The organism is Aurantiacibacter sediminis (assembly GCF_016019885.1).
GTDB lineage: Bacteria > Pseudomonadota > Alphaproteobacteria > Sphingomonadales > Sphingomonadaceae > Alteraurantiacibacter > Alteraurantiacibacter sediminis.
The window spans coordinates 404,825-419,103 of the sequence record NZ_JAEANY010000002.1; the positions used below are offsets into that span (position 1 = coordinate 404,825).

The window sequence follows — 14,279 nt, forward strand, 5'->3', positions numbered from 1 at the left end:
CTATTTTTACGCGGGATCGCTAGGGCTTTCGCGTGGTTGACCTTGCACCAGACTCGATTTCCGGCGCGCATAGCGTGACGCCGGTCCTGCTCGTCTTCGGCACACGCCCGGAAGCGATCAAGATGTTGCCCGTGGTGCGCGCGCTGCGGCAGGTGCCCGAAGTCGATTTGAAAGTGATCACAACGGGCCAGCATCGCGAGATGCTCGATCAGGTTTTCGCTGTGTTCGACGAGCAGCCCGATATCGATCTCAATCTAATGACGCCGGGCCAGACGCTGTCGGACATCACCGCCCGCGTGATGCGCGAAATGGATGCGCTGATCGCCGAGCACAAGCCGGGCCTCGTCATGGTGCATGGCGATACAACCAGCGCGATGGCGGCGGGACTTTCAGCCTTCTACAACCGCGTTCCGGTCGGCCATGTCGAGGCGGGACTGCGCAGCCATGATATCCGTCATCCTTGGCCGGAAGAATACAACCGCGTTTCCATCGATGCCGTGGCAGACCTGCTCTGGGCACCGACCAGCACCGCAGCACAGAATCTGAAACGCGAACGCCCGGCTCAGCATGGCAATGCGCGCCATGTTGAAGTGACCGGCAATTCGGGGATCGACGCTTTGCTGCATGTCGCAGGCACTCTGCAGGGCGACGAGCTTGCGGGGCTGGGCCTGACACTCGATCCGGGTAAGAAGCTTGTCCTCGTCACCGGACACCGGCGTGAGAGCTTTGGCGATGGCTTCGGGCGGATTTGCGAGGCGTTGAAGACGTTGGCCGATCGCGGTGATGTCGAGGTGGTTTATCCGGTCCACCTCAATCCGCATGTGAAAGACGTGGTCGAGGCGCGGCTGGGTGATACGGATGCAGTCCACCTCATCCCGCCGGTCGATTACGTGCAGATGGTTGCGCTGATGCAAGCCGCGCATTTTGTGCTGACCGATAGCGGCGGCATTCAGGAAGAGGCGCCTGCGCTCGGCAAACCCGTCCTCGTGATGCGCGAAGTCACCGAACGGCCCGAAGCCGTCGCCACGGGCGTCGCCCAGATCGTCGGCACCAGTGTTGAGGGCATCATGGCCGCAGCCACGCGCCTGCTTGACGAACCCGATCACTACTGGCGCCGCGCGCGCAAGGTATTTCCCTATGGAGACGGCACGGCCGCGCAGAAAATCGCCGCCAGCGTCGCCCAGTTCATCAAGGCAAAAGCGCAATGAAAGTCTGCACCGTAGGGCTTGGCTACATCGGACTGCCGACCGCCGCCATGCTGGCGAGCCGTGGGCATGAGGTCATCGGCCTCGATGTGAATGAAAGCGTTGTGGAGGCGGTCAACGCTGGCCGTGCGCATTTCCAGGAGCCGGACCTGCAGATGCTGCTCTCCGCCGCTGTGGACACCAAGCGCCTGCGTGCGACGACGACGCCCGAACCCGCCGAATTCTACCTGATCGCCGTTCCTACACCGATGGTGGATGAAGGCCCGGACATGACCTTTGTCGAGGCCGCTGCGCGCACGATCGCGCCGGTGCTCGAAAAGGGCAATGTGGTGATCCTCGAATCGACCTCCCCCGTCGGCTCGACCGAGCGGCTGGGCGAAATCCTTGCAGAGGAACGCCCCGACCTCACTTTCCCGCGCTACCGCGACGAAGATAGCGAAGCGGACGTGGCACTGTGCCATTGCCCCGAGCGCATCCTCCCCGGCCAGATGCTGCGCGAACTTGTCTCGAACGATCGCATCATCGGCGGCCTGACGCAGGATTGCGCGAACAAGGCTGCGGCGCTCTACCAGACCTTTGTGATGGGAACGTGCTACATCACGGACAGCCGCGTGGCAGAACTCTGCAAGCTGTCCGAGAATGCTTATCGCGATGTGAATATCGCTTTTGCCAACGAGCTTTCGATCATCTGCGACAAGCTGGGCACCGATATATGGCAGGTGCGCGAGCTCGCCAACCAGCACCCGCGCGTCAATATCCTGATGCCGGGGGCAGGTGTGGGCGGCCACTGCATCGCGGTCGACCCGTGGTTCATCGTCTCCAGCGCTCCGGACGAGGCTCGCCTGATCCGCACCGCACGCGTGGTGAATGACGACAAGCCACATCGCGTCGTCGGCCAGATCCGCAAACTTGCGGACAAGTTCAAAGTGCCGACCATCGCCTGCTATGGCATTACCTATAAGCCCGACGTGGACGACGTGCGCGAAAGCCCCGCGCTCGAAATCGTCGAGGAAGTTGCCGGCATCGAAGGCGCGCAGGTGCTGGTAGTGGAACCAAACCTGTCCGAGCTGCCGAAGTCACTTGCAGGCCGCGACAATGTGAAACTCGTGACTTCGGACGAAGCCCGCGAGGCGGCAGATATCGTGACTTTCCTCGTCGGCCACCGCCAGTTCAAGCGGCTCGAAGGTGACAGCTATCTGCAGAAAGCCGTGGTCGACACGACCGGCATGTTCTCGACCCGCAAAGCGAAAGCGGTGGAGCGGGATTAGGGCCTACCCGACAAAAAAGAAAAGGGCCCCGCAATGCGGAGCCCTTTCCAAGTCAGCCACGCTGGGAGGTTCAGCCCTTGAACGATCCGTCGCCGCGATAGCGGGCGAGGATGTTGTCGTGGACGATCGGGCTGAGCAAATTGGTGAAGGCGCAGCCTGCCACACCATTCTCCCACCAGACGACTTCGGCCTGCAGGCTTTCGAGACCGGGCAGGGTCAGCCAGCAGATCGAACCAGGATGCATCCGGTTGAGAGCGGTTGCGGAAAAGCCGCTGAGAGACAGATCGTTCACCACGGTCTGGAAAGCGCGGCTACCCGATGCGCGCAGCTGGGCAGGGATCATGATGCGCGTGCGGGGTGCACTGCGATCTTCCTGTGCGGCGACCTCGTATCGGCCAATCGTGTTTTGCATACTCATGGTCAGACAATCCATTCAAAGCGTTGACGGTCCCCACCGTGTTGCTTTGCGCAAGATGTCCGGATTTGCTTACCAGGAGCTTACGAAACGTGGTTAAGAGGATATTTCCACTCGTTCGCGGTGCAAATTGGCGAATCCTTTTTCCGCCAGTTCGGCAATACGGTCTGCCACGGCCTCTGGCGGCTTCACCGTTTGCGGGTCTTCACCGGGATAAGCACGTGCGCGCATGGAGGTGCGAGTCGCGCCCGGATCAATGATCGCGACGCGGATTTCGGAGATTCGCTCGACTTCCTTGGCGTGGCTCTCCAGCAGGTTGTCGAACGCGGCTTTGGTCGCGCCATAGGCTCCCCAGAAGGGGCGCGGTTCTGCACCGACGGAGCTTGTAAGGCCGATGATCTTGCCCGCCTCGGCGCGCTTCAGTAGCGGATCGAAGGCGGCGATCAGGGCCTGAGTAGCGAGCACGTTGAGCGTCAGCGCTTCATTGAAAGGCTTCTGCTCGATCTGGGTGACGGGAGTGAGCGTAGGCAGTTGCGCCGCGCTGATGGCCAGCAGGTCCAGTTTCTCGAAGCGTTCGGCAATCGCCTGGGCAAGGCGACCGATAGAATCGGTTTCTGTCAAATCCATCGGCGCGATCGTGGCGGTGCCGCCCGCATCATGGATCGCGTCCTCCACCGCTTCGAGATCTTTCACCCGGCGGCCGGTGATCACGACATGCGCTCCCTTGGCGGCGAGCGCTCTGGCCGTTGCAGCGCCGATCCCGCGGCTGGATCCGGTGACAAGCGCGACCTGGCCGGAAAGCGGCCCTTTTGGAGTTTCGTCAGCCATTAGCTGTCCTTTGTGGTAGTGCCTTTGCCCACGTCGAGCGAAAGCTGTGCATCGCCGGTTTCGCGGCGCGCAAGATCGGTGAGGGGGGTGGGATATTCGCCCGTGAAACAGGCATCGCAATATTGCGGGCGGGCATTGTCGCGGCCCTCAAGCCCCACGGCGCGATAAAGCCCGTCGATCGATACGAAGGCGAGGCTGTCCGCCTGAATGAATTCGCGCATGGCAGCAAGGTCCATCCGGCCTGCCAGCAATTTGGAGCGCTCCGGCGTGTCGACACCGTAATAGCAACCATTGCCGGTGGGCGGGCTTGCAACACGGAAATGCACTTCGGCAGCGCCTGCATCGCGCATGATCTGGACGATCTTCATCGATGTCGTGCCGCGCACGATCGAATCGTCGATCAGGACGATGCGCTTGCCTTCCACGATGGCCCGGTTGGCGTTGTGCTTACGCTTCACGCCAGCGTGGCGCGCGCCGTCCGATGGCTGGATGAATGTACGCCCGACATAGTGCGAACGGATGATACCGAGCTCGAACGGAATGCCGCTTTCCTGCGCGTAGCCGATGGCGGCGGGTACACCGCTGTCGGGGACGGGGACCACGAGGTCCGCCTCGCACGGGCTTTCCTTGGCGAGCTCGATCCCGATGCTCTTGCGGCTGTCATAGACGGAGCGCTTGTTGAAGATTGAATCGGGACGGCTGAAATAGACGTGTTCGAAAATACACGGGCGCGCCGGCACATCGCCGAAGGGGCGGTGCGAGCGGATGGTGCCATCGAAATCGACTTCGATAAACTCGCCCGGCTCGACCTGCCGCTCGAAAGTCGCGCCAACTACGTCCAGCGCCACGGTTTCGCTGGCGAACACTGTCGCATCGCCCAGCTTGCCCATCACCAGCGGACGAATGCCCATCGGATCGCGGCAGGCAGCCATGCCGCGCGGGGTCATGACGATCAGCGCGTATGCGCCTTCGACCAGACGCAGCGCATCGACGAGCTTGTCCAGCATCGTCGGATACCGACTGGTCGCGACCAGATGGATGATGACTTCGGTGTCGGACGTCGACTGGAAGATCGCGCCCTTTTCCACCAATTCCTGACGCAGCGTTGCGGCGTTGGAGATATTGCCATTGTGCGCCACGGCGAAACCGCCGCTCGCAAGATCGGCATAAAGCGGCTGCACATTGCGAAGGCCTGCGCCCCCGGTGGTCGAATAACGCACGTGGCCGGCCGACATATGCCCGGGAAGCTCCGCCAGGGATTCTTCCGTGCCGAAATTTTCAGCCACATGGCCGATGGCGCGCCGCGTGACGATGTCAGACCCATCGAAGCTGGAAATGCCGACAGCTTCCTGCCCGCGATGTTGCAGCGCATGGAGGCCAAGGGCAGTGACGGCAGAAGCTTGATCGACGCCGATAATGCCGAACACGCCGCATTCTTCATGCAGCTTGTCGTCACCGTCTCCGTCGTGATGGGGATGGGCGAGTGTCATCGATTTCCGTTTGTGGCCAGCAGCGCTGCCGCAATGGCGATGTTGCGCTGTGATTGCAAGCATATCGGGGTTGGAAGACTGATGATGAGTTCCGGTGAGCGCGCGGCAGTCATCCTAAAGAACGCTCCTCACGGCGCAGGGGCATTTTTCCTGCTTTTGCGTTGTGCATGGTGAGCGCATGCTGTTAACAGCCGCGTCGATGATGGCACACGCGCCAAGAGCCCCCAGGAGAAGCAACGCTGTGAGCGAATTTCGGTCGAGAGGCCGGAAATGAGCGCTTCAGCGCGCTCACTCACCGGCCAGTTTGCCCTCTCGGGTCTCTCATCCGGCGTCGCATTGATTGCCAATGTGATTATCGGCGTCTTGCTGGCGCGCATCCTTGGGCCTGAGGATCGCGGGGCGTTTGCGCAGGTCGTTTTCTGGGCCACCTTCCTGGCGGGCATGTCCACCTTTTCGCTTGCCGATGCGATGATCGTGCAGCTCAGCAAGGAGCGGCATGCTGCGGCGGACAAAGACGAAAAGCAAAACGAGGCCGATGCGGACGAGGCTGTCGCTGGCCCCGAAGCCTACATCCCCACACTGATGATCTCCGCAATTGTCGTGCTGGTGATCGCGATTGGTGGTGCGGCCCTCGCGATATCGCTCGATCTATTACGTGTGGAGAGGGTGGAGCCGATTCATGTCAGCCTGTTTGTCGGCCTGTTCTTCGTTATCAACCATATAAACCTGGTTCTTGCCGCGGCAGAACGTGCGCAGATGCATTTCACTGTCATCTCCGTGGAGAGGATTATCCTGCCCGCGGCCTATCTGGGTGGGATCGTCATCCTGGCTATCAGCGGGCTCGTCTCGCTAGAGACGCTGATGGTCGTCTTCCTCGTCTCACGCGTGCCCATCCTTGCCCGGCGCCTTTGGCGCTATCGCGCGAGCCTGCTGGGGCATTTCAAGACCGCGATCGCCAAGGAGAACCTGTCGATCGGGCTGGGCCTGCATGGCTCCCATGTCCTGCGCTTCATGAGCGAGAATATCGACCGGCTGTTCGTCAACACGATCTGGGTGCTGGCCGAAATCGGATATTACGCCGTCGCATGGTCTGCGGCCGGTGTCGGTTATGGCTTTATCACGCAGGCGCTCAATCTGATCATGCTGCCCATGTCGGCTGCCAAAGCAAAGGCAGATCGCGCGAAACACTTGGCGGACAGTATGCGTATCACGCTGATCCTCAGCGTCGCATTTGCCGCAGGCATCGTAGTGGCTGCGCCGTTCCTGATCCCGCTGCTTTATGGCGCAGAGTTTGCCGAGGCGATCGTGATGACGCAAATTCTCGGCCTCGCTTTGCTGCCGCTTCCAATCATCACTTTGTTGAACGAATTCCTGCGCGGAATCGGTCATCTGAAGGATGCGGTCTATGGCCAGGGGGTCACTCTCGCCATGGTGGTCGCGGGATGGCTGATTACCGGTTATGACAATGTGATCGAGCTCGGCTGCGGGCTGGCGGCAGCGCGTCTCCCGGCGATTGCCGTGCTTTTGCTGCGCCTTCGCAAATATGGCTACGCATCGCGGTGGAGCGATTACTTCGTCCCGCGCGCAGAAGATTTCAGGATCATCATTCGGGAATTGGGCAGCCTGACGAAAAAGCTACCTCGACCACTTCGTTCGCGAGACTGATTGCTTCCACCGCAGCGCGACGAGCTTCAGCTTCGCGCTGTATCGCCCGACGAGATGCGAGCAGTGTCATTCATAGGCTGCTCAAATACGAAGCTGCCGATCATGCCTTCATAGGTGGCCATCATCAGAGCGTAGGCGAGACCTGCCTTGCCATCGAGAAAACCGCGCCTGACGAAATAGACATAAATGAAGCGGAAAGCCGGACGCAGGGCAGGCGGCAACTTGTTTGCGATCTGCTTCAAACGTCGCCGACCGCCCGTGGCTAAGCCCGCCTCATCCTGACGCTGCGCGTGCGACAATTCTTCCGCTTCATCCCGCGCATAGCGGACATGCTTTTCGAGCCATTTCTGCATGCCGTGTGAGAAGTTGTAGTGGTTGTAGGGCACGTTCAGCGTCCCGACGCGATCAGCGGGAAGATCCTCTCGCTGGCCGTGTCCGACTTGGACGAAACGCAAGCGTTCACGATGTCCAAGGCGCACCTGGTAACTGGGATACATGCCTGCATGCTTTAGCCATTGGCCCAACAGAATAGTCTTGGAAGGCACGTTCCAGGCATCCACCGCGTCTGAAGCGCTCAAGTCTTCGATTTGCTCTCTGAATACGGGGGTAGATTCCTCGTCCGCGTCGAGATGTAGAACATAGTCGTGCTTCCAGTCAGCCTCATCGAGACCGAAATTGCGCTGATTGGCGAAATTATCGAAGGGACGATGAAGGACTTTCACTCCGCCCTGCTTCAGCATTTCGAGCGTTCGGTCCGTGCTGCCGGAATCGATCGCCCAGATATCGTCACACCAATCGAGCGAAGCGAGGCAGCGCTCGATATTGATCTCTTCGTTGTAGGTCAGGAGCAGGACCGATACTTTCACGCTTCACCGTCTTTCAGGATGTAGCGATAGCGGTGCTCCTGCTGCCAATCCCAAGTATGTTTGATCATCGTTTCGATGTCTTCATATTGCGGCTTCCAGCCAAGGGTTTCGCGTGCGTGCGAAGCGTCGGCCACCAGGGTCGGCGGATCGCCGGGGCGCCGATCGCCAATGCGAGTGGGTATGTCTTTTCCGGTGACCCGCGCTGCTGCATCCACGGCTTCGCGCACACTCGTGCCATTGCCATTGCCGAGATTGAAGTGCCCGCTCTGCCCCTCGGCAGTGCGCTCGAGTGCAAGCAGATGCGCCGAACACAGGTCCTCGACATGAATGTAATCGCGAACACACGTGCCGTCGCGCGTATCGTAGTCATCGCCGAATATTGTGATCGCATCGCGTTGGCCGCTCGCCGCATGAAGGATGAGTGGCAAGAGATGCGTTTCAGGATCGTGCTCTTCGCCCAAAATGCCCGCGGGATCGCATCCCGCTGCGTTGAAATAGCGTAGTGCGGTGAAATTGATGCCGTAAGCACTGCGATAATCGCGCAGGATATGTTCGACTGCCAATTTCGACTGGCCGTAGGGATTGACCGGATGCTTGGCAGTATCTTCGCTGATCGGCATCCGGTCCGGCTCGCCGAAAATCGCACACGTGCTGGAAAATACGATATTTCGGACATCAGCGCCGCGCATGGCATCGAGCAGGGTTAGCGTATCAGCCGTGTTCGTTCGGTAATACTGACCCGGATGAGTAACGGACTCACCAACATAAGCCAGCGCCGCAAAATGCATCACCGCATCGGGCTTGTGGCGCGCGAGGACATCATCCAGCCGCTCCCTGTCGCCGATTGCGCCATGCTCGAACGGACCGAATTGCACTGCCCACCGGTGACCCGTGCGCAGATTGTCATAGGCGATCGGCTCATGCCCCGATTGGGCAAGCAATTTGCAGGCGTGAGAACCGATAAAGCCGGCGCCACCTGTCACCAGAATTTTCATGAAAAGACTTCCCTAAATGTCCGTCAGTTAAGGGCTGGGCTCGCATTGCCCGCTGCCGTAGCGGATTCTCTCCATGCCTCAAACATGCAAATTGCCCATAGCGATTGGGTCCAGTCGCGTGCGCCGGACAGGTGCTCTGCCCACCTTCGCCGGATGGGGACGGGGTAGAAGTTTTCGGCAAGCCTTTCCTCAGCAAGCAGGGCCTCCGCCCAATCGCGCAGCGGCCCGCGTAGATAGGTGCCGACCGGAATGCTGAAGCCAGCTTTCGGACGATCGAAATAGTCGCGCGGCACGTATTCATAAAGAATTTCGCGCAGCAGGTCCTTGCTCTGGCCTGCGCCTGCCTTCCATTCGCTAGGGAAGCGCCAAGCCAGTTCGACCAGCCGGTGATCGAGAAGCGGAGCACGTGTTTCCAGGCTTACTGCCATCGCGGCGCGATCGACTTTGACCATAATGTCATCAGGCAGGAACAGCCGCTGGTCGGCAAGCATCATCGACGTGACCGGATCGTCCAGATCGACGCCAGACCAATCGGTTCGCACATCATGCGGCAAGGGTGCAGCTGGTCCTTTTGCAGGCCAAATTCGCATCACTTGCTCGTAAAGATCATCGAGAGTGCGGGCCTCTGAAAGAATGGCGCCCAGCTTTTCCAGCCTGCCCCGTTGGCGCATGTCCATTTTTCCAAGGCCTGGTGCGTGCAATCCCATCGCCAGGACTTTGCCCAACGCTTTGCGCGCTGGCACAGGCAATTTGGTTAGCTTGGGCCAGAGCGCAGCTGCCTGGTCATAACGATCATAACCGCCGAACAGCTCGTCGCCCCCATCGCCGGACAGCGAGACAGTGACATTGCGCCGAGCCATCTTACAGACGAGGAACGTCGGGATTTGGGAACTGTCAGCGAACGGCTCGTCATAGATTGACGGCAAATCCGGGATGACGTCCTGCGCGTCCCGAGCTGTCACCATCATCTCATGATGTCGCGTTCCCAAATGCTGCGCCACGGCCCGAGCATATGGCGACTCGTCCAGTCGGGCTTCGTCAAATCCCAAGGTGAAAGTATCGATCGCGCCGGGCAGGCTTTCCTGGAGCAGGGCGCAGATCAGCGAGCTGTCGCACCCTCCGGAAAGAAATGCCCCGACCGGAACATCGGCCTGCGCCTGCAGCTGGACGGTGTCTCGCAATTGCGCATGCAAGAGCGCTTGAGCCTCCCGCTTGTCGGAGACGCTATTCCCGGCCCCGGCCCGCATCGCATCGCGGACATCCCAATAGCGCTGGATCGCAAAGTCAGGCTCGGACATCGGAGCGGAGGGGACCGCTGCCGGCGCTGCTTTAGTCGCCTCGAGGGAAAGGGTGAGCAGGCATCCGGCTTCAAGCTTATAGAGATCCTGCCAGATACAATTGGGAGCCGGCACAAACCCGTAACGCACGAAATGGCCGAGCCCTGCGCGATCGATCCGTCCATGAAACCCGGGGACAGTCGATATCGCCTTCAATTCGCTGGCAAAGGCAAAACCGCCATCCACCCAGCCGAAGTAAAGCGGCTTTTCGCCCATCCGGTCTCGGGTGAGGCTGAGGGTCTTCTCTTTCCTGTCGAACACCGCGACCGCAAACATCCCGACCAACCGGTCCAGCGCGCCGGAAATGCCGACGGCAGAAAACAGTGCAAGCAGCGTTTCGCTATCGCTCTCTCCGCGCCATTGCGGAGCATCGCCATCCGCCTCCAGTTCCTGCCTCAGGGCGCGATGATTGTAGATCTCGCCATTGAAGACCATCACGTAGCGGCCGCAATGCGATTGCATCGGCTGGTGACCTGCTGGACTCAGATCGAGAATGGCAAGGCGTCGATGCGCGAGGACGATCGCATTTTCGCGATCTGCCCATATTCCGCCGTCGTCCGGCCCGCGATGGACAATCGCTCTCGCCATTGCTTCGCCGATCTTGCCGTCCGCAGACGTGCCGCCGAAGAATCCTGCAAGGCCGCACATCTTACGCGTCGCTTACCGCTTTGGCGTGGCGAAGGGTGTCGGGGCACAGTTCGCTCGAAGAGACATGCCGCGCGGGGTTGCCGACCCAGACTTCGCCTTCGGGTATATCCTTGCTGGTGACGGCACCGGCTCCCAAAACTGCCCCCGCACCAAGCGTGACCCCAGGCCCCACGGTCGCCTTGGCCGCCACCCAGCTAAAAGGTTCCATGACAATCGGCGCGCCCACCAGGGTGAAGTTCTGATCGATTGTATGGGAAGCTGTACACAGATAGCCGTGCTGGCTGACAATCGCGCGCTCTTTCAAGGTGACGGACGCGACATTGTAGCATTCACTGTAGGGCCCAAGGCACGAATCCGCGTGCATCACCAGGTTCCAGGGAGCCCAAATTTTTGCAGTAGGGTAGGGATGGGCTGCAGGACCCACTTTCGCGCCAAAAAGCCGCAAGAGCATCCGCCGCCAAGCATACAGTGCCACCGGGCTCGGCCGATACAGGAAAAGCCACGCGATGCCCCATATCTTGCGCAAAATACGTTGGGACGTATCGGGCACCTTGAGGGGCTTCAATGTGTGCACAAAAATACCTTTGCAGCAGATCGATAGGAACGGTGATGCTGGATATCGCAAAAAATGACCCGGGTTCGCGTGCCACCGCGAAACACGGCTCGATTAACGCTTCACGCGGATGAGCGCAACGGCTCTGATTTGATTGCAATTTGCAAACGAGCCTTTGGAAAGTATGGGGGTTTTGCCCTTCTAGGGGTCATGCGACCGAATCGCTGCAAATACATGCGCCGATTTGTGAGACGGGACGGGCAAACAGGGAATTTCGATGAAGTACGAGAATACGCTGTGGTCCAAGGTGAAACGTCAGATGGGCTCTTTCAGTCGGCTCGGGACTGACCGGAAGCTTCGACAGATGTCGATTGAAGACCGCATCAAATTCGTCGGCCATCGCTATGTTGTCGGTGCCGTGAATACCTCCGCGTGGTTCGAAATCGGCAAATTGCAATTCGATTTCCTGCTCAGCAATGGATTGACGCCCGATAAGCGCTTTCTCGATGTCGCATGCGGCGCCCTGCGCTTGGGCCAGTTCATGATCCCGTATCTGGACAAGGGGCATTATCATGGCCTGGAAGGGGAAAAGGCGCTGGTCGATGGCGGATTGCGGGAAGAAGTACCCCACCCACTCATCGATCTGAAAGCGCCGCAGTTCTATTTCAATTATGAATTCGATGTGCCTGCGGAAGAGCGCTTCGATTTCATGATCGCACAATCGCTTTTCACTCACCTTGTACCGGACGATATCCGCAAATGCTTCGCCAAGCTGCGCAGAAATGCCTCTGATGATTGCAAATTCTTCTTCACCTATGGGCGCGGGGACAGCAACGGAAATCCCAACCAGCCGTCCGACCCCAATGTCGATTGGCGATACGCATTCGATGAAATGGCATCTTTCGCGGCCGACGGTGGGTGGAAAGCTCGTGACATTGGACACTGGTACCATCCGCGCGGCCAGCAAATTGCGGTGGCTGAACCTGTTTGACATGCCTGCCGAAAACGGTTTCGCAAATTTATAACTGAGATCAAATGCCCTATTTTCCCGCTCATGAAGCGCTATTCGTGCACATCCCGAAATGTGCCGGGAAGTCGATCGAGAACGCGTTCCTGCCGGACCACCTCGATGCGACTTCGGGAGCTCGGGGACCGGCCAATAGCGCAGCGCGATGGGCTCTGAAGAAGACCGCTTCTCCTGTACCTGAGACGTACCTGCTCGGAACGCTGGACGTTGCGCTCGCTGCGCAACATCTCACCTATGTCGAAATTGAGATGCTCGGCCTTCTTACGAAAGACCAGCTGGAGCGAGCCACAAAGTTTTGTGTTGTCCGCGATCCATTCACACGCGCAATTTCATCCGTGCTCCATTTCTCGCAGCGCTTTTCGCAGCACTACACCCTCAGCAATCGCCCCGATGCCGCGGAAATCGAGCGCGCGCTGTCGTTCTGGATCGACATTGAGCCGGATGACCATAACGTGAGAGCTCACCGTAGGACCCAATCGTCTTTTGTCCTGGACTCGCGCGGCGAAAACAGGATGGATCACATATTGCGGCTGGAAAACCTCAATGACGATTTTGCTCGACTGCGTGAAGCATTGAATGTCGGCGAAGCAGTCTTGCCATGGACAGGCAAAAGCCATGTGAGCAAGGATTACAGCTCGCTATACAATGCGAGCTCGCGCGATCTGGTGCGAAAAGCTTTCGCCGAAGATTTCGACCGCTTCGGTTATCAGGCAAGCGTCTGATGGCTGATCCCCGGGTCATACTCGTCCAAAGCGGCGCGCGGCGAGACTACGAACTCGCTCATATGCTTGAAAGAACGGGAAGTCTCGCGAGGCTCAACACCACCAGCGCATGGGTAGAAGGCCATGTGTCGCTTCTCGACCGTGTCCTGGCGCGCCTTGGCGGGCGTTTCGCCTCGGCTGCGGGGCGGCGCAGGATAGCCGGGATCCCTGCGAAAAAAATTCGCACTTCCGTTTCCGCCGACATTGCGCGACAGGCAGGCGACCGGTTTTTTCCCGACGTCCAAAGCGCACGTAAATTGCAGAATTACGTGCTTGGTCGATCAGTCACTCGTGACGGGCTCAATGCGGCCAATATCCTATTTTCGGTAGATGGGAATGGTGGCTTTGATCTTCTCCGCAAAGCGCGAGATGCCGGCCTGCTGGTCGTGAGCGATATCATCATCACACCTCTGTCGGAGCGTGTAGTGGCAGAAGAGCAGGCCCGCTGGCCTGATCTCGGCAGCGAGGCCGTGAGCGATCGGCAGGTGGCTTTGTTCGAGGAACACAACCGGCAGCTGATCGCGCTTAGCGATATCCTGATCTGTCCTTCGGCGACTGTGGAGGAGGGGGTCCTTACTCTCGCTCCGGATGCGGCTGATCGCATCGTCAGGATCCCTTACGGTCTTGGGGGATATGAAATTGGCCGTGGAACGCCGAGGCCCGGACGCGTGTTGTTCGCAGGCAGTGGAGCCATTCGCAAGGGCCTACCCTATCTCGGCCAGGCGGCGACTTTGCTGAAATCAATTGACCCGCAAGTGGAAGTGGTGGTCGCCGGAGATTTTGCGGACAGTATTCGCCACAATCCCCTTTTCAGCGATCTGACCTTCCTTGGAAGGTTGCCGCGCGACGCCATGATGAACGAATTTGCGAAGGCCGATCTCTTCTGCCTGCCCAGTCTAGCCGAGGGAAGCGCAGGCGTCTGCCTCGAAGCGCTCGCTACGGGCGTGCCCTTGGTCGTGACAAAGGAAGCAGGGGCACCGATTGAGCATGACAAAGCTGGACTGATCGTTCCGAAACGTGATGCTGACGCGCTTGCGCAAGCTATCGCTCGTATCGTCAATGATCGGCAAATGCGCGACCGAATGAGCGAAACCGCAATTCGTGGCGCTGCTGACCACAAGGTAGAGCGATTGGCGGAGAGACTTCACGTAGTCCTCTCCGAGAAGCTGGAGGCGATCGATATGGTGGATGCGGCCCGGCAAAGCGGCTAAGGCCTTGATC

General features: G+C 59.4%; 13 protein-coding genes. 6 read left to right on the top strand and 7 right to left on the bottom strand.

Annotated elements, in window-relative coordinates; all coding sequences use genetic code 11:
• The first annotated feature begins 32 nt into the window (after window positions 1-32).
• The gene (gene wecB / locus I5L03_RS07505) at window positions 33-1,208 is read left to right on the top strand and encodes a non-hydrolyzing UDP-N-acetylglucosamine 2-epimerase (RefSeq protein WP_325100125.1); all 1,176 of its coding nucleotides are present in this window, start codon (window positions 33-35) and stop codon (window positions 1,206-1,208) included.
• A complete protein-coding gene (gene wecC / locus I5L03_RS07510) occupies window positions 1,205-2,473 on the top strand; it encodes a UDP-N-acetyl-D-mannosamine dehydrogenase (RefSeq protein WP_197921127.1) in 1,269 nt (422 codons plus the stop codon). Before wecB ends, wecC begins: the two co-directional genes overlap by 4 nt.
• A gap of 70 nt (window positions 2,474-2,543) precedes the next feature.
• Here the strand turns inward: wecC and I5L03_RS07515 are convergent, their stop codons facing one another.
• The 3 genes from I5L03_RS07515 to purF form a co-directional block, all read right to left on the bottom strand.
• On the bottom strand, window positions 2,544-2,891 hold the full coding sequence (locus tag I5L03_RS07515) for a PilZ domain-containing protein (protein WP_197921128.1): 348 nt from the start codon (window positions 2,889-2,891) through the stop codon (window positions 2,544-2,546).
• 93 nt (window positions 2,892-2,984) lie between these two features.
• Entirely contained in the window at window positions 2,985-3,716 is a 732-nt protein-coding gene (locus I5L03_RS07520; protein WP_197921129.1) for an SDR family NAD(P)-dependent oxidoreductase, read from the bottom strand.
• Window positions 3,716-5,206 carry an amidophosphoribosyltransferase gene (purF, locus tag I5L03_RS07525; protein WP_197921130.1) on the bottom strand — a complete coding sequence of 497 codons (1,491 nt, stop codon included), beginning with the start codon at window positions 5,204-5,206 and terminating at the stop codon, window positions 3,716-3,718. Before purF ends, I5L03_RS07520 begins: the two co-directional genes overlap by 1 nt.
• A gap of 270 nt (window positions 5,207-5,476) precedes the next feature.
• On the opposite strand from purF, the gene I5L03_RS07530 reads away from it, so the two are divergent.
• Window positions 5,477-6,871: a lipopolysaccharide biosynthesis protein gene (locus tag I5L03_RS07530; protein ID WP_197921131.1), complete on the top strand. Its 1,395-nt coding sequence runs from the start codon at window positions 5,477-5,479 to the stop codon at window positions 6,869-6,871.
• 26 nt (window positions 6,872-6,897) lie between these two features.
• On the opposite strand, the gene I5L03_RS07535 is transcribed toward I5L03_RS07530, so the two are convergent.
• The 4 genes from I5L03_RS07535 to I5L03_RS07550 are packed head-to-tail and all read right to left on the bottom strand — an operon-like array spanning window position 6,898 to window position 11,282.
• The gene (locus tag I5L03_RS07535) at window positions 6,898-7,737 is read right to left on the bottom strand and encodes a glycosyltransferase family 2 protein (protein WP_197921132.1); all 840 of its coding nucleotides are present in this window, start codon (window positions 7,735-7,737) and stop codon (window positions 6,898-6,900) included.
• Window positions 7,734-8,732: a UDP-glucose 4-epimerase GalE gene (gene galE / locus I5L03_RS07540; RefSeq protein ID WP_197921133.1), complete on the bottom strand. Its 999-nt coding sequence runs from the start codon at window positions 8,730-8,732 to the stop codon at window positions 7,734-7,736. Before galE ends, I5L03_RS07535 begins: the two co-directional genes overlap by 4 nt.
• Before the next feature lie 23 nt (window positions 8,733-8,755).
• On the bottom strand, window positions 8,756-10,717 hold the full coding sequence (gene asnB, locus I5L03_RS07545; protein WP_197921134.1) for an asparagine synthase (glutamine-hydrolyzing): 1,962 nt from the start codon (window positions 10,715-10,717) through the stop codon (window positions 8,756-8,758).
• A 1-nt stretch (window position 10,718) separates the two neighbouring features.
• Window positions 10,719-11,282 carry an LbetaH domain-containing protein gene (locus I5L03_RS07550; RefSeq protein WP_234035137.1) on the bottom strand — a complete coding sequence of 188 codons (564 nt, stop codon included), beginning with the start codon at window positions 11,280-11,282 and terminating at the stop codon, window positions 10,719-10,721.
• Between the two features lie 265 nt (window positions 11,283-11,547).
• Here I5L03_RS07550 and I5L03_RS07555 point away from each other — a divergent pair, with 265 nt between their 5' ends.
• From I5L03_RS07555 to I5L03_RS07565, 3 genes are read left to right on the top strand one after another with little or no spacing between them, the layout of a single operon-like run.
• On the top strand, window positions 11,548-12,261 hold the full coding sequence (locus I5L03_RS07555; RefSeq protein ID WP_197921136.1) for a class I SAM-dependent methyltransferase: 714 nt from the start codon (window positions 11,548-11,550) through the stop codon (window positions 12,259-12,261).
• A 44-nt stretch (window positions 12,262-12,305) separates the two neighbouring features.
• Window positions 12,306-13,019 (top strand): sulfotransferase family 2 domain-containing protein, encoded by a 714-nt coding sequence (locus I5L03_RS07560; protein ID WP_197921137.1) that lies wholly within the window; start codon window positions 12,306-12,308, stop codon window positions 13,017-13,019.
• Window positions 13,019-14,269: a glycosyltransferase family 4 protein gene (locus I5L03_RS07565; RefSeq protein WP_197921138.1), complete on the top strand. Its 1,251-nt coding sequence runs from the start codon at window positions 13,019-13,021 to the stop codon at window positions 14,267-14,269. Before I5L03_RS07560 ends, I5L03_RS07565 begins: the two co-directional genes overlap by 1 nt.
• The last annotated feature ends 10 nt before the right edge of the window (window positions 14,270-14,279 follow it).

Excerpts from the sequence above, each read along its gene's own strand:
- wecC (WP_197921127.1), top strand. The coding sequence starts at position 1,205 with ATGAAAGTCTGCACCGTAGGGCTTGGCTACATCGGACTGCCGACCGCC.
- I5L03_RS07515 (WP_197921128.1), bottom strand. The coding sequence starts at position 2,891 with ATGAGTATGCAAAACACGATTGGCCGATACGAGGTCGCCGCACAGGAA.
- I5L03_RS07520 (WP_197921129.1), bottom strand. The coding sequence starts at position 3,716 with ATGGCTGACGAAACTCCAAAAGGGCCGCTTTCCGGCCAGGTCGCGCTT.
- purF (WP_197921130.1), bottom strand. The coding sequence starts at position 5,206 with ATGACACTCGCCCATCCCCATCACGACGGAGACGGTGACGACAAGCTG.
- I5L03_RS07530 (WP_197921131.1), top strand. The coding sequence starts at position 5,477 with ATGAGCGCTTCAGCGCGCTCACTCACCGGCCAGTTTGCCCTCTCGGGT.
- galE (WP_197921133.1), bottom strand. The coding sequence starts at position 8,732 with ATGAAAATTCTGGTGACAGGTGGCGCCGGCTTTATCGGTTCTCACGCC.
- asnB (WP_197921134.1), bottom strand. The coding sequence starts at position 10,717 with ATGTGCGGCCTTGCAGGATTCTTCGGCGGCACGTCTGCGGACGGCAAG.
- I5L03_RS07555 (WP_197921136.1), top strand. The coding sequence starts at position 11,548 with ATGAAGTACGAGAATACGCTGTGGTCCAAGGTGAAACGTCAGATGGGC.
- I5L03_RS07560 (WP_197921137.1), top strand. The coding sequence starts at position 12,306 with ATGCCCTATTTTCCCGCTCATGAAGCGCTATTCGTGCACATCCCGAAA.
- I5L03_RS07565 (WP_197921138.1), top strand. The coding sequence starts at position 13,019 with ATGGCTGATCCCCGGGTCATACTCGTCCAAAGCGGCGCGCGGCGAGAC.